This window comes from Leeuwenhoekiella blandensis MED217, from assembly GCF_000152985.1.
Taxonomy (GTDB): domain Bacteria; phylum Bacteroidota; class Bacteroidia; order Flavobacteriales; family Flavobacteriaceae; genus Leeuwenhoekiella; species Leeuwenhoekiella blandensis.
Map to the genome: position 1 here is coordinate 398,531 of NZ_CH672395.1, position 24,901 is coordinate 423,431.

The following is a 24,901-nucleotide window of genomic DNA, read 5'->3' on the forward strand; positions in this document are numbered from 1 at the left end:
TGTGTTTATGCCATAACTTCAAAGGCTTTTACTTCTTCTAATGTGCCTTTGATTAGGTCTAGTTGTGTGTTTAAAATGGCTTCCGTTGTTGGTGGGAGATTTGGATTTTCGAGAATAGCATTGTACTCTTCGATCGCATTTTTTTCTCCACGGATGGTTTCTTCTAAAATCGCTTCTTCACTATTCTTAGATATGGTCGATTTTACATTCATCCATAAACGGTGCGCATCTCCGGCTACACTGGTTCCTTTATCAGGACTTTCGCTGTACACTTTTATTTCATTTTTGATTTGATGCCCAAAGTCGTAACGTTCTTTTGCTTTACGCCCAAAATATTCTTTTAGCGTATTGTCCTTTACGTTTTCTTCAGCCAATTTATAACCGGCTTCGGCATCGTAATTTTTGGTTAATAGTTCGTTTAAATTGTTCGAAATTTTCTCAGTAAACTTCATCTTCTATCTTCTTTAAATTAGCGAAACAAATTTTTGGTTGGTGGGATGTGTTTCGTTAACATCCATTCTTAATATAGCGATTCAATACTCTGAAAACAAATACATTAAGATTGTTTAACGTTAGGTTGGTTAGTTTAACACAATTTAAAACTGAACCTGAAAATCTTCAGGTTCAGTTTCTGTTTTTATGCAAGTACTTCAAGCGCTTTCGCCTCGTTTAAAGCATTTTTCACCGAATTGCGCTGTGCGGTAATGATCGATTTTGTAGATGAAGGAAGGCTCTCTTCTTTCAAAATCTCATCATATTCATCTACTGCAGCGCGCTCGCCGCGAATAGCTTCTTCTAGTACAGCTTCATCTTTATCTGAAGTTAAAGCTGTTTTTAAATCCATCCATAAGCGATGTGCATCACCGGCGAGGCTTGTTCCTTTTTCAGGCTCTTGTCCAAAAGTTTTTAGTTCTGCTTTTAATTCGTGACCAAAATCATAACGGTCTTGCGCACGACTTAGCAGATAATTTTTTAATGCTGAATTTTCTACTTTCTCAGCAGCGTTTTTATAACCTGCTTCGGCATCATAATTTTTCTCTAGTAGTTCGTTGAGCTTTTCGCCCATTTTATCAGAATAACTCATAGCTTAATTTTTTTTTTGGTTTAGACTTCAACTTATGCTGAAATCCACTACTAAAGTATTCAGGAGCACGCTTATATTCTTGCAATTAACAGGGTTTAACCTGATTTAAGGCAAATTAACAGCGGGTTTAAGAAGAATTCTGTTAAAAAAATAACGCCCGACTGGGAGCAGCCGGGCGTTGAAAATAGGGTTGGGTGTTTAAATTTAATTTCGGTCAAAAGCGGTATCAATGCGTGCGATTAAATCTTCAAAATGATATTTTGTAATCGTGTCGCCAGAATAATTTTTTCTTCTATTCAAGTCGCGACGTAATTGCGTAAGCACACCGCGCATCAACGCGCTTACGTCTGACTTCAACACTTCGTCTTCTGCAGCTTTTTCCTTTTTGATATATTCTGAAGCGATATCTACAAATGCACGCTGTAAATTACGACGGTAAGCATCGGTTTTTTGAGCAGCATACAATTCGCTGAAAATTCCTTTGCGTAGATCGGTCATCAGCTCAAGAGGCGTGTAGGCTGAATTTCCTTCTTGTTCTACGGTGCTCACCATACGGTTGATGCGATCTACGCTAAGCAGACTTCCTAAAGCACGTGTTTGTAAATTCTGAATGCGTTCAATAGCACCGTCTGATTCTATTCGGTTTAAAATTTCCTCATCAAGAAGCCATTCTGGAGTGGTGAAGGCATGCTCATTTAAGAATGCCACCGCTTCCTCTTGAATGCTTTCAGGAACCGGCTCATACACCACACCCTCCTGATCTGCTGTTTTGCGGGTTTCATAAATTCCACCAACATTAGTGATCACGTGATAAACATAACCTCTCCACAGTCGGGTTAATTCGCCATAAACTTCGTCAAGATCGTCGTAGCCGTAACCGTCTTTAGTCGTCCAGTCAATTAAGTTAGGAACGACCTTTTTCATATTTGCCAATCCGTATAAACTGGCTTTGATGTTATCGTCTCCTAAACTTTCGGTTTGTGAATGTGGATCAACACCTCTTGAACTGCCAAACTCATACCAAGGATTTCCTGCTTTTTCAAGAATCCATTGGTCTAAGGTAGGTTTTTCAGCTTCAGGACTGTCTGCTTCCGGAAGATAGCGATATCCCCAGTTCACAGCATAATAATCGTAAGGCCCCATCATTCTGATATAGCGAACACCTTCGTCTTCGGGTTGCGCTACATAATTTACACGGGCATAATCCATAATCGAAGGCGTTAAGCCATATTTCTGTGTAAACGAAGCGACACGTAAAGAGTCTGTTGGGTAAGCAGAACTAGCTTTCATATTGTGAGGAAGACCGATCGCGTGACCTACTTCGTGTGCGATTACCATGCGCATCATTTCGCCAATTTCAGCTTCAGGAGTTTCTAAAGTTCTTGCAGCCGGATTCTGAGCACCTGCTTCGATCATAAAGCGGTTGCGATAAGAGCGTAGGTGATTGTGATACCAGATCACATCAGATTCTAAAATCTCACCGGTACGTGGGTCAGATACTGAAGGTCCAACAGCATTTCGGGTGGTACTCGCCACATAGCGAATTACAGAATAGCGCACATCTTCAGGGCTAAATTCTGGATCTTCTTCCGGAGAAGGCGGGTCTTTTGCGATTATGGCATTTTTGAAACCTGCTTTTTCAAAGGCGGCATTCCAATCTTCGATTCCTTGTTTAAAATAAGGTCTCCATTTCATAGGAGTCGCAGGATCTAGATAGTACACGATAGGTTTTACCGGTTCTACGAGCTCGCCACGTTTGTAAGCTTCGATATCTTTAGGGACCAGTCTCCATCTTCTTAAAATGCGATAATCATCAGATTTAAGCGCATCAGAATCGTAATCGTATTTTCTAAGCGTGAACCAACCTACACGCTCATCAGCAAGACGTGGTTGCATCTTATCTTCGGGAAGAAGAATCATCGACTGATTCATTAAAAAAGTAAGCGTACTTGCCTGATCGCGTTGTGGCGGTTCTTCGGCTTCGTAAGTCATTACGTGTTTGATCTCAACATTTTGAGGATAGGCGTGTGCCGATTCGATATAGCTACGATTGTTGTCAAGTCTACGTATTTTATACTGTTTTCTTGATCTTGGTGAAACCGCATTGATTGCCGCGATATCTTGTGTGAATAATTTGGTCACATCAATCACTACACCTGTAGAATCGGGTGTTTTGGTCTCAACCTCTGCACTAAAAAGAATAGGAAAGAAATTATTGGCCTCAACCGATTTGCTGATCGGGCTGTCTTCATCACTTTGGTTCTCAAAACTGATCACACGCGCGTCTACATAATTGCCGCGTTTTGACCATCTAATGACTTGCTCATTTACTTTGGAGCCGGCATTAACGTAGCCTCCACCATAGCCTGAAGGTACTTTTGCGATACGACTCACCAGCAGCATATCTTTACCCATCAAGCTGTCTGGGATGGTAAAATACAGTTTGTCGTCAACCTTGTGGGTGGTAAAAAGACCGGCATCTGATTTTGCTTCGGCAGTAATTACCTTGTTGTAAGGTTTGAATTTGGACTTTTGTTTTGTTGAAGAATCTGCTGTGGAGGTAGTTGCAGCAGTTTTTTGTGTTTTACAGCCGTAAAGTGTGAGTCCGGCAGCAAGCACAAGAGAAAATCGTTTTAGCATCATTAAAAATTTAGATGCTGAATTTACCCATTATTATTGAAAAAAGGCCTTTATTAAAAGGCCTTTAGTAGTTGAATTTATGTCCCGTCCTGAAATAAGTTGACACAAATTCGACTTATTTATGAAAGACTCAGAAGGAGCTGAGAAGAAACGCACTCAGCGTGATTACAATTTAGGCTTTAAATTGGCGGTTGTATCTCAGGTAGAAAAGGGCGAAATGACTTATAAGCAAGCCCAAAAAGCATATGGTATTCAAGGAAGGAGTACTGTTTTGGTTTGGTTACGCAAACACGGTAACTTAGACTGGAGTAAACCAAAGACAAGACTTACCTGTAACACAATGAAAGAAACACCTGCTCAAAAGATCAAGAGGCTTGAAAAAGAGCTATCAGATGAGAAGCTTAAAAATAAGATTCTCAACACGATGATCGACATCTCAGATCAGCAATACGGAACTTCTATTCGAAAAAAGCATTTGCCCAATCAATCCAACGAATCCGGCAAGAACACCGACTAAGCCTGTCACGTTGTTGCAGATTGTTTGGGATAAGCAGACAGGCTGTCTATCAATCAGAAAAGCGAGAACAGATAAGAGCTGATGAACTTGCTTTAATCAAACCGCTGATTTTAAGGGTCCGCCGGCAAATGCCAAGGCTAGGCACTCGTAAACTGTATTATTTACTCAAGGTTGAGTTTCAAAAGATGGGAGTTAAAATAGGCAGAGATGCCCTATTTGACTATCTCAGGTCAGAATCAATGCTTATAAAACAAAAAAAGAATTACACAAGAACAACAGATTCTAGGCATTGGCTAAAAAAACACCCCAACCTGATGAAAGATGTTACGCCCGTAAGACCAGAGCAATACTTTGTAAGCGATATTACTTACATCAAGAGTAGAGAAAGAACTCACTATCTTTCCTTGGTGACAGACGCTTTTAGCAGAAAAATAATGGGCTACCACCTAAGTGATGATATGAGTGCAGAAAATGTAGTTAAAGCAATGAAAATGGCTAATAAAAGTAGAACCACATCAAGCGAGGTAATACACCATTCTGACAGAGGCTTGCAATATTGCTTCTCGTTATATCAAACTCAATTGAAGCGATCAAATGCATTACCATCAATGACAGATGGGTATGACTGCTATCAAAATGCGTTAGCAGAACGAATTAACGGGATATTGAAGGAAGAGTTCTTCATAAACAAATGCAATACAGGTAAAGAACTCAGACTGTTGATTCAGCAGTCAATAAAAACATATAACAATGAAAGACCACATCTAAGCCTTAACTACAAAACACCTAATTTTATACACAACAAAAAATCCGGTGAAGCTAGCTTCACCGGATTGATTTAAACTTTTAAAAACTGTCAACCTATTTTAGGACGACTCATTAATAATAATTTTCTAAGCAGAAGACATATGTTTGGGCAACTTCTCTAAATTTCCTGCTGAATTCTTTATCAAATGAACCTTCAAAATGTTCTTTAGCGGTTTTGATTTTATAGTCGCGAATAGATTTCTTTTGAAAGAATTGCAATTGCTTTTTGTCTATTAATGCGCGTACATTACAAGCATAACCTTTATTTGAAGTTGCTTGTTCTGCTGAAGCTTCAAGGGTTAAACTAATTTCTGAATCATCTTTAAAATGAATACTTAGCGTGTCGCCAGGTTTTACTTTTGATAGGTGTTTACGCGTACCGAGGATAAGGTAGTTTTGATCTCTAATAGTTTGAAAGCCTAAATGTAACTCATCTTTGGGGTCAACATTAAGCTTATTTGATTTTGAGGTTCGAGAACGATTGAAATAAAGACCAATATTTTTTCCTTTCGTTTGTTCTATGGTAACTACGGAGTGACCTCCAAAAATATATTGTGTATTATCATTTACTTTTTGCTCTCTTATAAGGTAGTTGGGGGCGAAAAGTAAATTGCGTTCAAGTTCCTTATCGAGTTTATTCGATTTATTAAAAAATTTTGAAAAAATCATTCTCTAGTAAATAGGGGCAATTATTAAAATTTTAATTTATCAATGACAGTGATTAACCGTAATCGATTACGTATTATCAAAGGCTATGCCTAAATTGGGTCGATTCAACTCTAAGTGTAGGGAGGTGAGCTAAATCGTGTCAAGGATGAGATTAAAAATGCATGCAAAGATAGTTAACATAAAGAGGAAAGCAAGCGGTTGAATATTATTTAACATACTGTATTTTTAATAAAAATATACCTTGCATTTAGAGATAAAAAAAAGCCTCTAGAAGTCTAGAGGCTTTTGTACTCGGGACGGGACTTGAACCCGTACGAACTAATGTTCATTGGATTTTAAGTCCAACGTGTCTACCAATTCCACCACCCGAGCTTGGGTTGTCAATAAAAAACCCCATTGTTAAATGGAGTATTACTTTGAGCGAAAGACGGGATTTGAACCCGCGACCCTCACCTTGGCAAGGTGATGCTCTACCCCTGAGCTACTTTCGCCTTTTGCAACAGACCCTATTGTCTAATGCGGATGCAAATTTACAAGATTTCTTTAATCTGCAAAGCATTTTCTTTAAAAAAATAAAAAGCCTTAATTCACCTTGTTTTTCGTGTTGCGTACCAGCATACGTTTGATCTCGTTGAGCTTCATTAGAGCTTCAACGGGAGTAAGTGTATCTATATCAGTATGAATGATTTCCTCTTTGATTTCTTCCAAAAGCGGGTCGTCAAGATTGAAGAAACTCAGTTGCATTTCATCATCTTCGGCCTGATTAAGGGCTGCTTTTTGTTCTTCTTTTCGGTTTGATTTTTCTAACTGTGCAAGCATTTTATTGGCGCGGTGCAGTACTTGTTGCGGCATCCCGGCCATTTTTGCAACGTGAATTCCAAAGCTATGGGCGCTTCCTCCGGGAATGAGTTTTCTTAAGAATAAAACGTTGTCTTTGAGTTCTTTTACCGAAACATTGTAGTTTTTAATACGCGAGAATGTTTCCCCCATATCGTTGAGTTCATGATAATGCGTGGCAAACAATGTTTTGGGTCTCGCGGGGTGTTCGTGTAGATATTCACTTATGGCCCAAGCGATAGAAATACCATCATAGGTGCTTGTTCCACGGCCTATTTCATCCAGAAGCACCAGGCTTCGTTCTGAAATATTGTTCAAAATGCTCGCAGTTTCGTTCATCTCAACCATAAAAGTTGATTCACCCATCGAGATGTTGTCACTTGCGCCAACGCGTGTAAAAATGCGATCAACAATACCTATGCGTGCAGCTTGTGCCGGAACAAAACTTCCCATTTGAGCCAGAAGCACGATAAGCGCGGTTTGCCTCAAAATAGCCGATTTACCCGACATGTTTGGACCGGTGATCATGATCATTTGCTGGCTGTCTCGGTCAAGATAGGTGTCGTTTGCAATGTAGGGCTCGCTTATAGGTAATTGTTTTTCTATTACAGGATGACGGCCTTCGGTAATTTCAAGTTCAAAAGAGTCGTCTAGTTCAGGGCGGCAATAGTTGTTTTCTTGAGCGAGCGTAGCATAAGAACGCAGGCAATCAAGTTGTGCGATAATGTAAGCATTGGTTTGAACGGGCTCTATAAATTGCGTGATCCAAGTGACCAGTTCTGCAAATAATTGTTGTTCTATGGTTAAAATACGCTCTTCTGCTCCTAATATTTTTGCCTCATATTCTTTGAGTTCGTCAGTGATATAACGCTCGGCGTTGACCAGGGTTTGTTTTCTTATCCAGCTTTCAGGAACCTTATCTTTATGCGTATTGCGCACTTCAATATAATAGCCAAATACATTGTTTGAAGCGATTTTTAAGGAAGTGATTCCGGTTTGTTCGGTCTCACGCTCAAGCATTTTGTCAAGGTAATCTTTACCTGAAGTCGCTAAGTTTCTTAGTTCGTCAAGCTCTTGATTAAAACCGGAAGCAATACTGTTTCCTTTTAAAACATTAACCGGCGCGTCTTCATTTATAGTTTCCTTGATCTTGGTTCTAAGATGCTCCAGATTGTTGATTTTTTCCCCAAGGATTTGCAAGGCTTTATTATCGGCATTTTCAGCAAGACTTTTAACGGGGATCATCGCTTCGAGCGAATTCTTAAGTAAGATAATTTCTCTAGGAGAAACTTTGCCTGTTGCTACTTTAGAGATCAGACGTTCTACATCTCCAATTTTTTTAATGTGAGTGGCTATTTTTTCATGAAAGTCAGTATGATTGATGATAAATTCTACAATCGCATGACGCTCTTTAATCGTTTCTAAAGTTTTTAGCGGAAGAGCCAACCAACGTTTTAAAAGGCGACCACCCATTGGAGAGATCGTTTTGTCTATAACATCTAGCAGCGTAATAGCCTTTGCCGAAGTGCCCTGATACAACTCCAGATTGCGAATGGTAAAGCGATCTAGCCAAACATAAGCATCCTCTGCAATACGACCTATGCTTGAAATATGCTGAAGCTTGTTGTGTTGTGTTTCACTTAAATAGTGCAATGCGGCACCCGCAGCAATGATTCCTTCTTCAAGATGTTCAATGCCAAAACCTTTGAGTGATTTGGTATCAAAATGTTTGTTAAGGCTTTCGTGCGCATAGTCGGGTTTAAACACCCAATCCTCCTGAAAAAACAGATGAAAGTCTGTGCCAAAATCTTCTTTAAAGGCAGTCTTCTGACTTTTGCTTACGAGAAGTTCGCTAGGGTTAAAGTTCTGAAGCAACTTATCTATATACGCTACATCTCCTTGCGTCGTTAAAAATTCGCCAGTAGAAACATCTAAAAAAGAAAGGCCAAGTAAGCGTTTTCCGTAGTGAATAGCACCCAGGAAATTATTGCTTTTAGAATGTAAAACTTCGTCATTGAGGGAAACTCCCGGCGTCACAAGTTCGGTGACGCCACGCTTTACGATGCTCTTTGTTTGTTTAGGATCTTCAAGTTGATCGCAAATCGCCACCCGACATCCGGCTTTTACCAATTTGGGTAAATACGTATTTAAGGAGTGGTGTGGAAACCCTGCAAGTTCCGTGCGTTCACTACCGTTATTCCTGTTGGTAAGAATAATGCCCAAAATACCTGCAGCTTTTACGGCATCTTCACCAAAAGTCTCATAAAAATCACCAACTCTAAACAGCAATAACGCATCAGGATATTTGGCTTTGATGCTGTTATACTGCTTCATCAGTGGTGTTACGCTTTTCTTTTTGGTTGTTTTTGCCATAAATGTGGGCTCTATTTCTGTATTTTGAAAGGCAATTTTGTGCCTTTTTGGGATCTGGATTATTAACTGAACTTGTCCTTACAAACTATTCAGAATGCTCGGGGATAAATTTAGAAAATACCTTGGGTTTGCTTTGCATTAAGTCCTGGCAGTTATCCATTTTTTTCAACAATTAAAATGGCTTGAAGCTGTTTTAAAACTATGGTGTGCATAAGCTTTATGTTTACTTTTGCGCTATGAACAGAAAGTTAAAAAACAGCGAACTTGACCGAAAATCAGTAGACGAATTTAAAACTGCGGCAAAAACTCCGATCGTTGTGGTTTTAGATAATGTCAGAAGTCTTAATAATATAGGTTCGGTTTTTAGAACAGCAGATGCATTTTTGATCGAAGCGATTTATCTCTGCGGAATTTGTGCACAGCCGCCGCATAAGGATATTGCAAAAACCGCTTTAGGCGCCACCGAATCTGTAAACTGGAAGTATTTTGAAAATACGTTAGACGCCGTAGATGCGTTGAAAAAAGAAGGATTTACAATTGCTTCAGTAGAACAGGCAGAAAAGGCAGTGATGTTAAACGACTTTGAGGTAAACGCTGAAACATCGTATGCTATTATTTTTGGTAATGAAGTAAAAGGTGTAAAACAAAAGGTTGTTGATGCTTCAGATATCGTGCTCGAGATCCCGCAAGTAGGTACAAAGCACTCGTTTAACATATCGGTAAGTGTGGGGATTGTACTTTGGGATTTATATTCAAAAATAATAAGTAAGCGTTAGTTTTAACATTTAGGGGCTTTAATATTATTTAAAATCATAAACCTTTGCTAATGTTTTCTAAATTGACATTGAGGTACAATTATTTCCAGAATCTTTACGTTTTAGAAATGAAACAATCCCAACTTATTATGAAAACAAATCATTTTGATTATGCCTCTTACCTACGAGGAATAAAAGATGGTCGCAAATTTGGAGTCACCCTCGGTGTATTAATCGGCGTTGCTATTATGATCGCCGTTTTGAGCGTGATCTATTTTAGCTAATCGCGCTAATTTCGTTTAAAAGCTGAATATAATCCTTCCGGTTTTTTACAAAATCTAATTCTGAAATGTCAATCACTTTGACATTACTTCCCCTTTTATTTTTGATCATATTTAAATAACCCTGATTGATCTCTACAAGATAATCTTCAGAAATATCTTGTTCATAAGAGCGACCACGTTTCTTGATGTTATCCAGCAAACGATCGGTGTTCTGATAGAGATAAATATAAAGATCGGGTCGTGCGATCTCCCGATACATAATACGGTGTAGTTTTTGATAAAGACTATACTCTTCTTCGCTCAAGGTGACTTTTGCAAAAATCAGAGATTTTTGACTGTCATAATCAGCGATCATAAAGTCTTTAAAAAGGTCATATTGCCCAATGTCGTCTAAAAGTTGCTGATATCTGTCGGCTAAAAAAGACATTTCTAATGGGAAGGCATACCGGGATTTATCTTCATAAAACTTGGGTAGAAAAGGATTGTCTTTAAAACGCTCTAAGATGAGTTTTGCGTTAAAATCTTCAGCGATCATTGAAGCTAATGTGGTTTTTCCGGCTCCAATATTTCCTTCAATTGCGATGTAGTTGTTCGTATTTAAGGCAAATTCCTGTTGGGGGTTTTTCAACCATCGGGAGTGTTTCTCAGGAATTTCGGTATCTGGTGTTTCTTGCTTTAATTCTTCAAGATCTTTATTAAACCTGGGATGCTTCAGTTGAGGTGCAATATCGCAAAGCGGAAACAAAACAAAATTGCGTTTGTGCAATTGCGGGTGCGGCACCGTTAGTTTTTCAGAAGTGATTTGCGTTTCGCCATAAAATAAAATATCGATGTCAATCGGGCGGTCTGAATAGCCTGAGCGATTTTGACGAATTCTCCCTAAGTCTTGTTCGATTTTTAAAAGAAGCTTCAGTACTTCTTCAGCATCAAATCTTGAAGTAATACTTACTGCGCAGTTTAGAAAATCGGCACCTTCAAATCCCCAGGCTTTCGTTTTGTAAACCGGTGAGATCTGTTTTATTGCGCCTACTTTTTCAAAAATGCGATTAACGGCTTCCTGAAGGTTTTCAAAAGAATCTCCTTGATTGCTTCCAAGAGATAAGTATATGTTTTGTAGCGGTTTAATACGAGATTGGTGTTAAATATTTTAAGAGCAATTTAAGTAAAAGCCCCGTGTATTCTGCTAATTTTGAGTAAAAGAACCCTAATAACAACTACAGTTTGTCGCAAGCCACAATGAGCCAGAGAGATGCGCTGGCAGCCTATCGCATCTATTTTATTTTGGGAGCATTATTTATATGCTCTCTTGTTGTTTCTAATTTGATCTTTCAGAAGTTTTTTTACTGGGATTTTTTTGGAATTTACACCTTTGAAATTTCTGTGGGGATATTGCCGTATCCCATCACGTTCTTAATCACCGACTTGATCAGTGAAATCTATGGAAAGAAAAAAGCCAATCAGGTGGTTACTGCCGGGATATTTGCCTCAGTATTTTCGTTACTTATTGTGTACACGTCGGCGCTTGTTCCTGCAACCGAATGGTCACCCGTAGACGACGCGCTTTTTGAAAAGGTTTTTGGAGCAACTGTAGTGGCGGTAATGGCATCGATGATGGCCTATTTGTTTGCGCAATACATAGACATTCAACTCTTTCATTTCTGGAAACGTCTTACTAAAGGGAAACACCTCTGGATACGAAACAATTTCTCTACGTTTTTTAGTCAGTTTGTAGATACGGCAACCGTTTTGCTATTGTTATGCACATTCAATAAGATCGAATGGGATTTGTTTGGTACGCTGCTTTTGAGCGGATTTTTGTTTAAAGTGCTGGTCGCATTTTGCGATACACCCTTTTTGTATTTAGGTGTTTTTCTTTTTAGAAAACGCTTTAAGCTGGCTCCCGGAGAAGAATTAGGTCCAGGATTGAATGCCTTTCAGAAAGAAGAAAAAATTTAAAAAAGAAAGATGAAAAAGATATTTAAAATTATAGGAATAGTACTGCTGGTACTTATTGTAGGACTCATCGCTGCGCCTTTTTTATTTAGGGGGCCGTTAGAAGATTTGCTAAAGCGCTCTATTAACGAAAATATTAACGCAACAGTAGCTTGGGAAGATTTTGATCTTACGCTTTTTAGTAGTTTTCCTGATGCGGCTGTTAAGGTGAATAATTTTACTGTTGTAAATAATGCGCCTTTTGCCGGCGATACGCTTGCCAGTGGGGCTGTTTTACAACTTGATATGGGGGTGATGCAGTTGTTTAAGACTTCTTCAGGAGAGCCCATTGCGATAGATGCGATTCGACTTGATGATGCTTATGTAAATATAAAAGTAGACAGTTTAGGAAATGCCAATTATGATATTGCAAAAGAAAATCCCAATGCTACTGCAACGGCAGATACGCTAGCCGATAGTTCAGGCGGATTCCGTTTTGCAGTGCAGCATTATGAGCTGAATAATTCACGCATCAATTATTTAGATGAAAGTACGCAGACTTTCTTGCGTCTTTCTGAAGTTAATCACGAGGGTGACGGTGACTTTTCTGCAGCGATTTCTAACCTGAATACAAAAACGGAAGCACTTGCTTCTTTCGATTTAGACGGGGTGAATTATTTAAACAATAACAAATTATCACTCGATGCTGTTATCGAGATGAATCTTGATGAGCAGCGGTATACGTTTAAAGAAAATGAAGCTTTGGTCAATCAATTGCCGCTTGTTTTTGAAGGTTTTGTTCAAATCAACGAAGCTAATAATGAGCTCGATTTGTCTTTTGAAACACCTACGAGTGATTTCAAAAATTTCTTAGGAGTAATACCAGAAGTCTACGCAAAGAACCTAGATGGTGTGACCACCACAGGTGATTTTAAAGTTATGGGGAGCATTAAAGGGATCGTAGATGAGACGCATATACCAATGCTTGATATCGCGATCAACTCAAATAATGCCTCGTTTAAATATCCTGAGTTACCAAAATCTGTAGAAGATATTATCATCGATGCACAAATAGTAAATGAAACCGGAAATGTTGACGATACCTACTTACGCTTGGGGAATTTGAATTTTAGGATTGATCAGGATGTTTTTAATGCAAAAGGTAGAATAGATCGCTTAACCACAAATCCTCTTGTAGATCTTGCGTTAAAAGGAAAGCTGAATCTGGCGAATCTTGAACAGGCGTATCCGTTAGAATTAGATCAAGATATTAATGGATTGCTTAGCGTTGATATGACTGCAAATTTTGATATGGAAAGTGTGGAGCAAGAGCGTTACCAAAATATCAAAAGTTCGGGAACGGCAAGTTTGAAAGATTTTAAATATGTATCTCCGGAGTTACCTAATGCGCTGAATATGGCTCAGGCTAATGTGACTTTTAATCCGGGGACAATTACTTTAAATACCTTGGAAGCTCAAACCGGACAAACTGATATTTCGGCTAAAGGAAGCATTGAAAATTTGATTCCGTTTGTGCTGTCTAAAGAAGATTTAAAAGGCCGGTTTACGGTAAATTCTAATTTGATTAATCTTGCTGATTTTAGTGTTGTTGAAGATGCAACAGTAACTCAAGATGAAGAAACAGCTACAACTTCAGCTTCAAGTTCAGGTAATGCGGCGATTAAGATTCCTTCTTTTCTGGATGCGGCTCTAGATTTTTCTGCCGGAAAGGTGATTTACGATAATATCACACTGAGCAACGTAAAAGGAAATGTTACGGTTCAAAATGAGACTGCAAGCTTAAATAATATAAGTTCCGATATATTTGGTGGAGCCATCGGTCTTAACGGAAATGTGAGTACAAAGAATACAACTCCAACTTTTGAAATGGCGCTCGACTTGAGCAGTGTTGATATTAGTGAGTCGTTCAATGGATTGGAAATGCTTCAGCAGCTCACTCCAATTGCTAAAGCTCTTCAAGGAAAACTGAATACCAATATTCAGCTTAAAGGAAATCTTACGGATGACTTAACTCCGGTGTTATCCTCTTTAGCGGGTAATGCTTTGGCACAATTGCTTACAGCAGAGGTGAATCCGCAGCAAATGAAATTGCTAAGCGCTTTAGATAGTAAATTAGATTTTATCGATTTACAAAATCTAGATCTTAGTAACTTAAAAACCCAGCTGAGTTTTGACAATGGTCTGGTGACGGTAAAACCTTTTGATTTCAATATCAAAGGGATTAATGTAGGGGTGAGCGGTACGCATAGTCTTGAAAACAGTATGAATTATACCCTCAATTTAAAAGTGCCGGGATCGTATCTTGGGTCTAAAGTAGGGAGTACGTTAGCCAATCTTAGCAATGCCGATCTTGAAAAATACACTGTCGATTTGCCTATTAACTTAACCGGTGATTTTACAAATCCGCAGGTTTCTTTAAATACGCAACAGGCAGTGACCAATTTGACACAACAAATAGTAGCAACGCAAAAGGATAAATTGAAGCAACAAGGGGAAGATAAAGTACGAGATGTACTAGGAGGTCTTTTAGGAGGGAATAAAACAACTACAGATTCTACAGCTACCCAAACTGCAAAAGATTCTACATCAACGACCAATCAATCAACGACAGAAAAAGTAGTTAAGGATGTTCTGGGTGGATTGTTTGGTAAGAAGAAAGCTGCAGACACTACCAAAACGAATAATTGATCTTTGCGAAACACCAATAAAAAAGAGCGCAGGTAGCGCTCTTTTTTATTGGCACCGCCAAAGGGTCAAATACTTCGAGGCTTGCCTCGAAATTGAACATTCGTTTCCAAACGATGCCCCACGGCTTGCTCCGAAATGGTTTACATCATAATGATCTAATTATTAAAAGCTTATTACAATAAACTCAGATCGTCTGTTAAGTTGGTGTTGTTCTTCGGTGCAATCGGCACCATTACCACAATCGTTTATTAATTGGGTTTCCCCAAAACCTTCTCCGGAAATTCGAGAGGGTTCTATACCTCGGTTTACGATCCAGTCTGCTGTAGATTTTGCACGTTTATCAGAAAGGCTGAGGTTGTAAGCATCATTACCGCGACTATCTGTGTGTGATCGTATCTCAACTACCAGGGAAGGGTTAGACTCCATAACGGCTAATACCTTTGTAAGTTCTTCAGCAGCGTCAGGTCTGATATTAAAGCGATCAAAATCAAAATAGATAGGCTTTAACTTAAGAAGATCAGCAAGGTCATCGCCTTCATTAATTTTTGTGATACGCGGCTCTAAATACAAGTCTACCACTTGGTCTCCACCACCTTTAGGTGTGGTGATCAGGGATTCAGAAGAGTAGTATTCGGGTTCATCGGCACGTATGAGTATTTCCTGACCACAAATAGGGCGAAGACTGTATTCTCCATTTTCATTCACTTGCGTTGTTTCTAGAACATTGCCTTCAAGATCAATAACACTCACAGTGGCTGTAGGTATTGGTAAATTGGTTTCTTTATCGCGAATGGTACCTGTAACCAATGACGTACACACGGGAATCACAACAGGTTTGCGTGAAAATCTAAAGATGTCATCGCTTCCCATTCCAAAATACCGGTTTGTTGAAAAATAGCCAATATTGAGGTAGTCATCTACGATAAAGGCAAAATCATCCTGCGGACTGTTCACCGGCTCGCCTAAATTGATCACATAAGCTACATCGCCATTCTTCTTTGTAGCAACCACGTAGATGTCGAGTCCACCCAATCCCGGGCGACCATCTGAAGAAAAATAAAGATTTCCTTTTTTGCTTATAAAGGGAAAGTTTTCACGTCCTTCCGTATTGATAATGGGTCCTAAATTTTTTGGTTCGCTATATTCATTATCACCTATAATATCGACCACCCAAATGTCAGAAAATCCTACAGTTCCCGGCATATCTGAGGCGAAATAGAGTTGTTTGTTGTCAGGACTCAAGGCAGGATGTGAAACAGAATAGCTGTTGTCATTAAATGGTAGTTCAACAGGAGCTCCCCAGCTTCCTCCTTTCTTAACCGATTTGAAGATTTTTAGACGTACGGTTCCGTTTTTATCGGTGCGTTTTACACCATTGCTGAAGTTATTTCGGGTAAAATACATCGTGTTGCCATCACTGGTAAAGGTTGGAGAAGACTCGTGGTAGCGCGTATTGATAGCATCCCCGCCAAATTTTTCAACAACGCCAAGCTCACCGGTTTCAGCATCTATGGGTGCAGCATAGAAATCTAAAAAAGGTTCGTTGTTCCATTTATGGATGTATTTTGATGTAGAGCCCGTATCTCTGGCAGAGGAGAAAATGAGTTTGTTCTCATAAAACATAGGCCCAAAATCAGAGAGTCTTGAGTTGGTTCTGCGTAGATTTTCTACTTCATATTCGCTTTCGCTATAGCTTATTTCTTCTAGGTAATCTGGTTTTTCTTCAAACAATTCGGCACGTGAGTCACCACCTTTTAGCTGGCGAAAGCGCTCCATAATTCTATCAGACTCACTGTATTTTTGAATGCCTTTTAGAGATTGTGCATATCTGAAAAGGTCTTCTGGAGTGAGGGTTTCAGCATACTTATCAAATAGTTTTTGATACCATTTTGCGCTGTCTTCATACAATCCGTTAAAATAATAGCTGTCGCCTAATTTTTTAAAAAGTTCTGCAGATTCATAGCCTTCGCCGGCAAGACGCAGGTAGATCTTTTGAGCATCTATAAATGCATAACTCTCAAATTTCTTGGCTGCTTTATCAAGTTCTTTCTCCTGAGCAAATGAAAAAGTAAACGTGAATAGAAATATAAATTGAAGAAACCGCTTGCCTATAATTGATTGCATAGCTTGTAAGTAAAAGTTTGAAATTAGGATTTAGGGGCTGTGAATATAACTAAAATAAGAGCTGTAAAACGTCTAATCTCACTGATTTATAAAAAATTAGCAGGGGATAAATCCCCTTTTTTTAGATAAACAATTGAGAAATCGTATGTTGAAAAAGTACTTGTATAAGAAAGTGAGTTAATTTCTGAACTCTCAATAGAATTTTCCACTAAAGGAAGTGTTTCTTGTCTTGAGCGGGTTAACTTTATACTTTTGAATAAAATGAAATATATGCTAAGCGATCACATAAAAAACAGAAGATCTGTTTTTCCTAATCAATTTTCAGAAAAACCGGTAAGTGTAGAAGCAATAAAAACACTATTAGAAGCTGCTAATTGGGCGCCAACACACAGAAAAACCCAACCTTGGCGTTTTAAAGTTTTTAGAGAAGAGTCTTTAGATTTGCTGGCAGACTATGTTACTAAAGCATACACAAAGGTTACTCCTGAGGCTAAATTTTCAGCCTTCAAACTCAAAAAAACCTTAGAAAAGGTAACTTCAAGTGCTGCCGTTATCGTGATTTGTATGCAACGTGATCCTAAAGAAAGCGTGCCAGAATGGGAGGAAATAGCAGCCACGGCAATGGCTGTGCAAAATTTATGGTTGATGACCGCAGAGTTAGGGCTTGGAGGTTACTGGAGCACACCAGGCTATATTTCTGAAATGCATTCTGATCTAAAACTTGCCGACGGCGAGCGCTGTTTAGGCTTTTTCTATTTGGGTGCATTTGAAGACGAACCTTTACCAGGCGAGCGCGACGATATTGAAGAAAAAGTCACTTGGTTCTAAAACGAGCTTTTACGTGGTAAAAGACTATTCTTTTACCACTTGTCCTGATTTCATTACAAAAATCACCTCATTAAGCGTGTCTATATTTTTGATAGGATCTTCGTTCACCGCGATAATATCGGCTTTAAATCCGGGAGCGACCTGACCAAGTTTGTCTTCAGCTTTTAAAACTTTGGCACTTTCAATGGTTGCAGATTGAATGGCTTTCATAGCCGGCATTCCTGCTTCCACCATATATCCAAATTCTTTGGCATTATCTCCATGAGGGAATACTCCGGCATCGGTACCAAATGCTATATTCACGCCTTTTTTATAGGCCATCGCAAAGGTTTTTTGCAATTGTGGCCCTATTTCTAAAGCTTTAGGTACAATTATAGCAGGATAATAATCTTTTATTTTTGCTTTTTCTGCAACATATTTTCCGGCGCTAAGCGTTGGTACGTAGTACGTACCGTGTTCAACCATCAGATCTGCAGTTGCTTCACTCATAAGCGTCCCGTGTTCAATGGTTTTTACACCTGCTTTTACAGCGCGTTGCATTCCGTCATCTCCGTGAGCGTGTGCAGCAACTTGTAAATCATAATCTTTTCCGGTGGTTACGATGGCTTCGATCTCTTCCTCTGTAAATTGTGGATTTTGACCATTTTTAGCAACACTTAAAACTCCGCCGGTAGCCGTAATCTTTATCCAGTCTGCACCATTTTTATAGCGTTGTCTTACTGCTTTACGAGCATCGTCAACATTATTAACAACACCTTCTTTAGGTCCCGGATCACCCATAAGATCTTTTCGGTATCCGTTAGTAGGATCTGCATGACCACCGGTGGTTCCAATGGCTTTTTCTGCAGTGTAAATACGAGGCCCTATTACTTTCCCCGTATTGATAGCATTTCGTAAGGATACGTTTACGCCGCTACCTCCAAGGTCGCGTACGGTGGTGAAGCCCGCCATAAGTGTGCGAAACGCAATTTCTTGAGCTTTGTATGCAACATCAGCTTCATTGAGCGTGAATTCCTCTAGATACTGAGTGGGGCTGGTTTCCCCTTCAATATGAACGTGCAAATCGGCAAAGCCGGGAAGGATAACTTTATCTTTTAAATCAATAATTTCACCATCTCCCGATTGGTAACCATCCACGACATCTTCAATCTCATCTCCTGATACTATGATCGTTTTTTCAGTTAAAATTTTTCCGTTTTTGGTGTCTACTAGTTTGCCTACTTGTAAATACGTTTTTTGAGCAAAAGCAGAAAGGCTAACGATCGCCAAGATCAGTGAGAGAAGAGTGGTGCGCATGTCGGTAGTTGTTTAGTCTATAAATTCTAAGATTTTAGTTACAATATACTCAATTTGTTCGTCATCAAGCTCGCTATGCATTGGTAATGAGATAACTTCTTGTACCAGTTTGTTGGTAATAGGAAAATCTGCTTCGTTGTATCTATCATCTGCATAAGCTTTTTGCTTATGTAACGGGATAGGATAATACACACCGCAAGGAATCTCGTTGGCATTGAGGTGTTTTACCAGAGCATCGCGGTCAACGTCCTTGAGTCTAAGAGTATATTGATGGAATACGTGGCAATCGCAAGCTGTACCACAAATCGTAGGTGTTATAATTTTAGGATGATCCTGGAGCTTTTCGGTGTATTTTAAAGCTGAAGCTCTTCTGCGCGCATTATAATCATCAAGATGCGGAAGCTTTGCACGTAAAACAGCGGCTTGAATCGCATCTAACCGTGAATTCACCCCCACGACATCGTGATGGTAGCGCTCGTACATTCCGTGATTTACAATCCCTCTAATGGTATGTGCAAGAGCATCGTCGTTAGTGAAAATGGCCCCACCATCTCCATAACAACCTAAATTTTTAGAAGGAAAGAATGAGGTGCTTCCCACGTGGCCAATAGCTCCCGTTTTTACCTTTTTACCGTCTTTATGGGTGTAATTTGCACCAATAGCTTGCGCATTATCTTCAATCACAAAAAGGTCATGTTCTTCTGCAATTTCAAGAATTGCATCCATATTGGCCGCTTTTCCGAATAAATGTACAGGAACGATTGCCTTAGTCTTAGGAGTGATTGCTTTTTTGATCGCTTCAATATCGATATTAAAGTCAATAGGATCAACATCTACAAGTACCGGTGTAAGTTGTAAAAGTGCAATGACCTCTACAGTTGCAGCAAAGGTGAAATCTGCAGTAATCACTTCGTCTCCAGGTTTTAGGCCTAGCCCCATCATTGCAATTTGCAAAGCATCGGTACCGTTTGCACAAGGGATCACGTGTTTTACATTGAGGTATTCTTCAAGTTCTTTTTGAAATTCGTGAACTTGAGGCCCGTTGATGAAGGCGGTGGTATCAATAACCTCTTGAATACTTTGATTTACTTGCTCTTTTATAGGTTGGTACTGACCTTTAAGGTCAACCATTTGAATTTTTTTCATAAGAATTTTTTATGCCGAAATCGTTCTGATAAACCAAAAAAGTTGAAGTTGTTTTAGGTTTAAAAGCATCCTTTTTCGGTAGTACGAAAGTACGAAATCTACCCGCTATCGCCAATGTATTTTTTAACCGGGAAAAGGCTATTTTTGCGAGGCTATGCGACATCTGTACTCCTTTTATATTGCGTTTTTTAATTTTATACTGCCTGTTTTGGGAATTTTCAGCTCCAAGCTGAAGACATTCAGGGTGGCACGTCGCGGTGTATTTGATGTACTAAAATCAGAAATGGCTAACGGTGATCGGGTGATTTGGCTTCATGCAGCTTCTCTAGGGGAATATGAGCAAGCGGTACCGATTTTAGAACAACTACGAACAGATTATAAAGCGCACAAAATCCTACTCACTTTTTTTTCACCTTCAGGTTATGAGATCAAGAAAAATACTCCTTTAGCAGACGTTGTTACTTATTTGCCTCTAGATACGCAGCGCAATGCCAAGCAATTCATCGGTATTGTAAAACCGGAGTTGGCCATTTTTGTAAAGTATGAATTTTGGCCCAATTACCTTTACGTATTAAAAAAATCAAAGGTGCATACCGTTTTGATTTCAGGCGTGTTTAGAACAAGTCAGCCATTTTTCAAATTTTATGGAAGCTGGATGAAAAAATCGCTCGAGGCATTCAACCATTTTTTTTTACAGAACTACAGTTCGTTAGAAAATTTAAAAAAGCTGGGCTTTGATAATGCTATTGTAAGTGGAGATACCCGATTTGATCGCGTAAGCCGACAACTTTCGTATGATAATACACTTCCATTTATAACTGAATTTAAAAAGCAAGAAACGTTGCTCGTGTGTGGTAGCACGTGGCCTGAGGATATTGACTTATTGGCTGACTTTATCAATAGTTCTAACCAAATGAAAACAGTCATCGCACCGCATAAAATCGATAAGGAGCGTATTGAGGTATTGCAAAATGCGATCACAAATAAAAGTGTTTTATATTCTGAATATCAAAAAGGAGCAACACTTGATGTAGATGTCTTAATTATTGACGCCATCGGATTTTTGACTAAAATTTATGCGTATGCAGATCTTGCCTACGTAGGCGGAGCTGCCGGAACCACCGGATTGCATAATATTTTAGAACCGGCAACTTTTGGAGTTCCTATAATTACCGGTTCTCAAATTTCCAAATTTCCAGAAGCTCAGGATTTAAGAAAGCTTGCAGGTTTGTTTACCGTTTCTTCTCACGAGGAAGCTCACGAAATCTTAAACCAACTGGTAATAGATAAAAGTTTCCGTGAAAAAACAGGAATGATTGCAGGTCATTTCATTTCAGAAAATACAGGAGCTACCCAGCAAATTTGTGACTATCTCAAAAATCAAACGCTTACCGCTTGATTGAGATACTGCCTAAACGGAAGTAATTCTTTATAAACTTCTACTACGTGGTCATCAAAGTCACTGCTTGTAACCAATTTTTGAGTCAAATCATGTTGCACGGCGAATGTCTTTTTACGTAGTAGTTCTATGAATCTGTGGTCTTGAGAAAATCCTTTAGGCGCTGTTTGCAAGCTCTCACCATCATCGATTAAGCCGCCAAACATTTTTTTAAAACTTGGTTTCTCTAGTATATCAACAAATTCTTCACCGTTATAATCAATCGCTTGTCTTATACTTTTAAGCAGCGATGATTTTGGCTTATAAAATCCACCGGCAATAAAACTTTCAGAAGTACCCAGGTGAATGTAGAAATCTCCCTGTTTGGTTTCTTGGTCTAGACCGGCTCCAAAATGATCTTTATAGACAGGTCGGTCAGGATGATAAAGTAAATTATTATTAATGCGGTTAATGGCTTTTTTACCCGTGGTATGCGTGTAATCAGGATCTATTTCAGCAAGTTTTAAATCCATTTGATTGAGCCAGTCTATGTAAAAGTCGCGTACTTCATGATACCATTTTCGGTTGTCATCCATCCATTCTTTAGAATTGTTTTTCTGTAATGCTCTGAGAAATTCATATAAACCTGTAAAGCTCATTTTTTAGCCTAAAGTTACATTTGTACGGTTATAGTACCGCTAGTTTCCTAGGTTTTAACGCCTTGTTTAGAATTTTTAGCAATGATTTATACATTCAGAAAAGAAAGCAATGGGAATTCTATCTAGTTTTGTCCTTCAACCAAATCATTAAATTATGAAAAAAGTAATTGGAATAGTTGTTTTAGGTCTTTTAGCGTTTAATACCTACTCATGTAGAGAGCAGGAAGAGAAAGAGACCGTTGTGGTAAAAGAAGTAGAAGTCGAAGATGATCGTGAGGGCATTTTAGAGCGTACCGCAAAAAAAGTAGATCAAGAGGTCAATAAAGAAATTGACGAAGAAATTGAAAATATCGGAGACGATAATAAATAGAAAATTATGAAAAAGCTAAGTATCATTGCGAGTCTATTACTCGTAGTATCTGTCTCATTTACTTCTTGTCGCGAAAAGAGCGAGAAAGAAAAGTTGGTAGAAGAAATGAAAGAAGAAGGTGCTGAAATAGAAACCAAAACAGATGATGACGGAAATTATAAAATGAAGATGGAGACTGAAGAAAAAGAAGTTAAAATCAAAGAAGACGCTGATGGCAATACCAAAATAAAGGTTGATAACTAGAGCGTTTCTTAAATAAATACCTTCGGCAAGTCTTGGAGTATAATACTCTTTGAGCGGTGCCCATAAAAAGCAAAAGCCACCATTAAAAATGGTGGCTTTATTTTTATAATAAGCTGAAAAATTTTAGTCTCTCAAGGTGCGCATTTGACTCTTCAATTCTTCCATTCCTTGTTGAAGCTCTTTTAATAAATTGCTTTCTGAAGGCGAATCTAAATGAAAAGTAAGCTTACTATTTACTTGCCATAATTCTTGAATGTCACTCACTTGAACTTCAAAAGGTAAATATTCTTGATTTAAAGAAATAAGTAACACTTTAGAAGGATCTGGTAATTTCTGAAGTTTTTTAACCACTACCGCATCAGGAAGAACCACAACATACACTTTGTTGTTGTAGGCTTCATCCATACTTGCAATGGCTTTTCCTAAAACCCAATCGTCAGGCATAAAATTAGGGAGCATACTGTCTCCTTCAATCTGAAATCCACGATAAGTAGCGTTTCGGTATTGCGGTAAAGGAAGATCAAAAGCAGGAAGTTGTTGATACCACTCTACATCTTGTACATTATGAGGATATCCTGCTGCAGCCTTTTGATTTACCATTACAAGATTCTCATTGTCGGCTATATCTACAGTAACTACCTTAGGACTAACGTCGCCTTTACCGGCGTGCAATAATTTTTGATTGCTGTAACCAAATAACCATAACGGGTTAACATTGTAAAGTCGCAAAAGTTCGGTTACGATTTGCCCCGATAATTTGGTGCGCCCGCGTTCAATATCAGCAGTAGAATTTTTAATACCTAAAGCTTCGGCAAACTCAGATTGTGTGAGATTTTGCTCTTCCCGTATTTGTTTAAAACGGCGAATATCGCCAGATACATCATTGATTCCCATAGCGTAAATGTAATATAATTCGGAATAAATCCGATTTAAAGATAGGAAAAAATCCACTAATCGGAAAAATTACATATTTTTGTAAAAATTCCAACTATGAATTTTGAGCGTATTCGAGAAAAATTAAATATCCTGGCCGATGCTGCCAAATATGATGTTTCGTGTTCCAGTAGTGGCAGCAAGCGATCTAATACCGGCAAAGGTCTGGGCGACAGCAGTGGTATGGGAATCTGTCATAGTTATACCGAAGATGGCCGGTGTATCTCGTTGCTCAAGATCTTACTTACAAATCATTGCATTTTTGACTGTGCTTATTGTGTTAGCCGAAAAAGTAATGATATCAAGCGTGCCGGCTTTAAAATTCAAGAGGTGGTAGACTTGACTATCAATTTCTATAGACGTAATTATATCGAAGGTTTATTTTTAAGCAGCGGGATTTTTTCAAGTCCAGATTATACGATGGAGCGTTTGATCGCCGTGGCAAAAAAGTTAAGACTTGAGGAAAACTTTAATGGCTACATTCACTTAAAATCAATCCCCGGTTGCAGTGATGAATTGATGCGGGAAGCCGGTTTGTACGCAGATCGACTGTCTATAAATATTGAAATTCCTACTGTATCCGGACTCAAGCTTTTAGCACCAGAAAAAGATCATAAAGATTTTATCAAGCCGATGGAAAAGGTGAAGAATGAGATCCTGCAGTTTAAAGCTGATAGAAAAGTTTCTAGAAAAACACCGGTGTATGCCCCGGCAGGTCAGAGTACGCAAATGATCGTGGGAGCTACCGGCGAAAGCGATAAAGATATTATGTATTCTGCAGTGCATTATTATAGCACCTATAATATGAAGCGGGTATATTACTCGGGTTATGTCCCGGTTCTTCAGGATGAGCGACTACCGGCTTTGGGAACCGAAGTGCCTATGTTGCGTGAAAACAGATTGTATCAAACCGATTGGCTACTTCGATTTTATGGCTTTGATGTACGCGAAATTTTAAATAAGGAGTATCCCAATCTCGATGTAGATATCGATCCTAAATTGAGTTGGGCTTTGCGTAATATGCATTTGTTTCCGGTTGATGTTAATACTGCAGATAAACGAATGCTTGCACGTATTCCGGGATTGGGGATGAAGTCAATGTACAAGATTCTAAATGCGCGCAAATACAGAAAACTCAATTGGGAACACCTTAAAACCATTGGCGTAGCACTCAATCGAGCCAGGTATTTTATGATTTGCGATTCTAAAACCTGGGAAAAGCGTGACCTCGAGCCACACAGGATCAAAAGTTTAATACTTCAAAGTTCGCAGAGTAAGTATCAAAAAATGTACAACGATCAATTGCGTTTATTTTAA

Annotated in this window: 21 protein-coding genes and 2 tRNA genes; 10 read left to right on the forward strand and 13 right to left on the reverse strand. The window is 38.9% G+C overall.

The window, feature by feature from the left end:
- Positions 1–5: 5 nt before the first annotated feature.
- From MED217_RS01680 to MED217_RS01690, 3 genes are all read right to left on the reverse strand, one after another.
- A complete protein-coding gene (locus tag MED217_RS01680) occupies positions 6–452 on the reverse strand; it encodes a ferritin-like domain-containing protein (protein WP_009778739.1) in 447 nt (148 codons plus the stop codon).
- Between the two features lie 185 nt (positions 453–637).
- Positions 638–1,084 carry a ferritin-like domain-containing protein gene (locus MED217_RS01685; RefSeq protein ID WP_009778740.1) on the reverse strand — a complete coding sequence of 149 codons (447 nt, stop codon included), beginning with the start codon at positions 1,082–1,084 and terminating at the stop codon, positions 638–640.
- A gap of 204 nt (positions 1,085–1,288) precedes the next feature.
- Complete coding sequence (locus MED217_RS01690; protein ID WP_009778741.1) at positions 1,289–3,724, reverse strand: zinc-dependent metalloprotease; 2,436 nt, start codon at positions 3,722–3,724, stop codon at positions 1,289–1,291.
- A 121-nt stretch (positions 3,725–3,845) separates the two neighbouring features.
- Between MED217_RS01690 and MED217_RS01700 the strand changes: the two genes are divergently transcribed.
- Positions 3,846–5,083, forward strand: a protein-coding gene (locus MED217_RS01700) for an IS3 family transposase (RefSeq protein ID WP_230199225.1) whose coding sequence is annotated in 2 segments (ribosomal slippage) — positions 3,846–4,188 and positions 4,188–5,083 — 1,239 coding nt in all. Because the reading frame shifts where the segments join, the coding sequence is not laid out codon by codon here.
- A gap of 37 nt (positions 5,084–5,120) precedes the next feature.
- Here MED217_RS01700 and MED217_RS01705 read toward each other — a convergent pair.
- The 4 genes from MED217_RS01705 to mutS all read right to left on the reverse strand — a co-directional run bounded on the left by MED217_RS01705 (position 5,121) and on the right by mutS (position 8,927).
- Positions 5,121–5,717: a hypothetical protein gene (locus MED217_RS01705; protein ID WP_009778744.1), complete on the reverse strand. Its 597-nt coding sequence runs from the start codon at positions 5,715–5,717 to the stop codon at positions 5,121–5,123.
- Positions 5,718–6,005: 288 nt separating this feature from the next.
- Positions 6,006–6,089, reverse strand: a tRNA-Leu gene (locus MED217_RS01710).
- Positions 6,090–6,136: 47 nt separating this feature from the next.
- Positions 6,137–6,208: transfer RNA gene (locus tag MED217_RS01715), tRNA-Gly, on the reverse strand.
- Between the two features lie 91 nt (positions 6,209–6,299).
- Positions 6,300–8,927, reverse strand: coding sequence for a DNA mismatch repair protein MutS (gene mutS, locus MED217_RS01720; RefSeq protein ID WP_009778745.1), 2,628 nt, complete (start codon positions 8,925–8,927; stop codon positions 6,300–6,302).
- Between the two features lie 236 nt (positions 8,928–9,163).
- Between mutS and MED217_RS01725 the strand changes: the two genes are divergently transcribed.
- Together MED217_RS01725 and MED217_RS19300 are read left to right on the forward strand one after the other, a co-directional pair.
- The gene (locus MED217_RS01725) at positions 9,164–9,703 is read left to right on the forward strand and encodes a TrmH family RNA methyltransferase (RefSeq protein WP_009778746.1); all 540 of its coding nucleotides are present in this window, start codon (positions 9,164–9,166) and stop codon (positions 9,701–9,703) included.
- A gap of 128 nt (positions 9,704–9,831) precedes the next feature.
- The gene (locus MED217_RS19300) at positions 9,832–9,966 is read left to right on the forward strand and encodes a hypothetical protein (protein WP_262494745.1); all 135 of its coding nucleotides are present in this window, start codon (positions 9,832–9,834) and stop codon (positions 9,964–9,966) included.
- On the opposite strand, the gene folK is transcribed toward MED217_RS19300, so the two are convergent.
- Positions 9,959–11,092, reverse strand: a complete 1,134-nt coding sequence (gene folK, locus MED217_RS01735) for a 2-amino-4-hydroxy-6-hydroxymethyldihydropteridine diphosphokinase (protein ID WP_040532509.1) — start codon at positions 11,090–11,092, stop codon at positions 9,959–9,961. The genes MED217_RS19300 and folK overlap by 8 nt on opposite strands.
- A gap of 110 nt (positions 11,093–11,202) precedes the next feature.
- On the opposite strand from folK, the gene MED217_RS01740 reads away from it, so the two are divergent.
- Positions 11,203–11,922, forward strand: coding sequence for a queuosine precursor transporter (locus MED217_RS01740; protein ID WP_009778749.1), 720 nt, complete (start codon positions 11,203–11,205; stop codon positions 11,920–11,922).
- Between the two features lie 9 nt (positions 11,923–11,931).
- Positions 11,932–14,607: an AsmA-like C-terminal region-containing protein gene (locus tag MED217_RS01745; RefSeq protein WP_009778750.1), complete on the forward strand. Its 2,676-nt coding sequence runs from the start codon at positions 11,932–11,934 to the stop codon at positions 14,605–14,607.
- A 162-nt stretch (positions 14,608–14,769) separates the two neighbouring features.
- Here MED217_RS01745 and MED217_RS01750 read toward each other — a convergent pair whose 3' ends face one another.
- Entirely contained in the window at positions 14,770–16,731 is a 1,962-nt protein-coding gene (locus MED217_RS01750; RefSeq protein ID WP_009778751.1) for an OmpA family protein, read from the reverse strand.
- Between the two features lie 261 nt (positions 16,732–16,992).
- On the opposite strand from MED217_RS01750, the gene MED217_RS01755 reads away from it, so the two are divergent.
- Positions 16,993–17,559, forward strand: coding sequence for a nitroreductase family protein (locus MED217_RS01755; protein ID WP_272985506.1), 567 nt, complete (start codon positions 16,993–16,995; stop codon positions 17,557–17,559).
- A gap of 24 nt (positions 17,560–17,583) precedes the next feature.
- On the opposite strand, the gene MED217_RS01760 is transcribed toward MED217_RS01755, so the two are convergent.
- Positions 17,584–18,855 (reverse strand): metal-dependent hydrolase family protein, encoded by a 1,272-nt coding sequence (locus MED217_RS01760; RefSeq protein ID WP_009778753.1) that lies wholly within the window; start codon positions 18,853–18,855, stop codon positions 17,584–17,586.
- Between the two features lie 12 nt (positions 18,856–18,867).
- Positions 18,868–20,001, reverse strand: coding sequence for a DegT/DnrJ/EryC1/StrS family aminotransferase (locus MED217_RS01765; protein WP_009778754.1), 1,134 nt, complete (start codon positions 19,999–20,001; stop codon positions 18,868–18,870).
- 208 nt (positions 20,002–20,209) lie between these two features.
- Between MED217_RS01765 and MED217_RS01775 the strand changes: the two genes are divergently transcribed.
- Entirely contained in the window at positions 20,210–21,400 is a 1,191-nt protein-coding gene (locus MED217_RS01775; protein ID WP_230199226.1) for a 3-deoxy-D-manno-octulosonic acid transferase, read from the forward strand.
- On the opposite strand, the gene MED217_RS01780 is transcribed toward MED217_RS01775, so the two are convergent.
- Positions 21,382–22,038: a DUF2461 domain-containing protein gene (locus tag MED217_RS01780; RefSeq protein WP_009778757.1), complete on the reverse strand. Its 657-nt coding sequence runs from the start codon at positions 22,036–22,038 to the stop codon at positions 21,382–21,384. The two genes, MED217_RS01775 and MED217_RS01780, sit on opposite strands and share 19 nt — an antisense overlap.
- A gap of 154 nt (positions 22,039–22,192) precedes the next feature.
- Between MED217_RS01780 and MED217_RS01785 the strand changes: the two genes are divergently transcribed.
- The gene (locus MED217_RS01785) at positions 22,193–22,408 is read left to right on the forward strand and encodes a hypothetical protein (RefSeq protein WP_009778758.1); all 216 of its coding nucleotides are present in this window, start codon (positions 22,193–22,195) and stop codon (positions 22,406–22,408) included.
- A 6-nt stretch (positions 22,409–22,414) separates the two neighbouring features.
- Positions 22,415–22,651, forward strand: a complete 237-nt coding sequence (locus MED217_RS01790) for a hypothetical protein (RefSeq protein WP_009778759.1) — start codon at positions 22,415–22,417, stop codon at positions 22,649–22,651.
- Between the two features lie 123 nt (positions 22,652–22,774).
- Here the strand turns inward: MED217_RS01790 and MED217_RS01795 are convergent, their stop codons facing one another.
- Positions 22,775–23,545, reverse strand: coding sequence for a LexA family transcriptional regulator (locus MED217_RS01795; RefSeq protein ID WP_009778760.1), 771 nt, complete (start codon positions 23,543–23,545; stop codon positions 22,775–22,777).
- Positions 23,546–23,641: 96 nt separating this feature from the next.
- On the opposite strand from MED217_RS01795, the gene MED217_RS01800 reads away from it, so the two are divergent.
- Positions 23,642–24,901: a putative DNA modification/repair radical SAM protein gene (locus MED217_RS01800; RefSeq protein WP_009778761.1), complete on the forward strand. Its 1,260-nt coding sequence runs from the start codon at positions 23,642–23,644 to the stop codon at positions 24,899–24,901.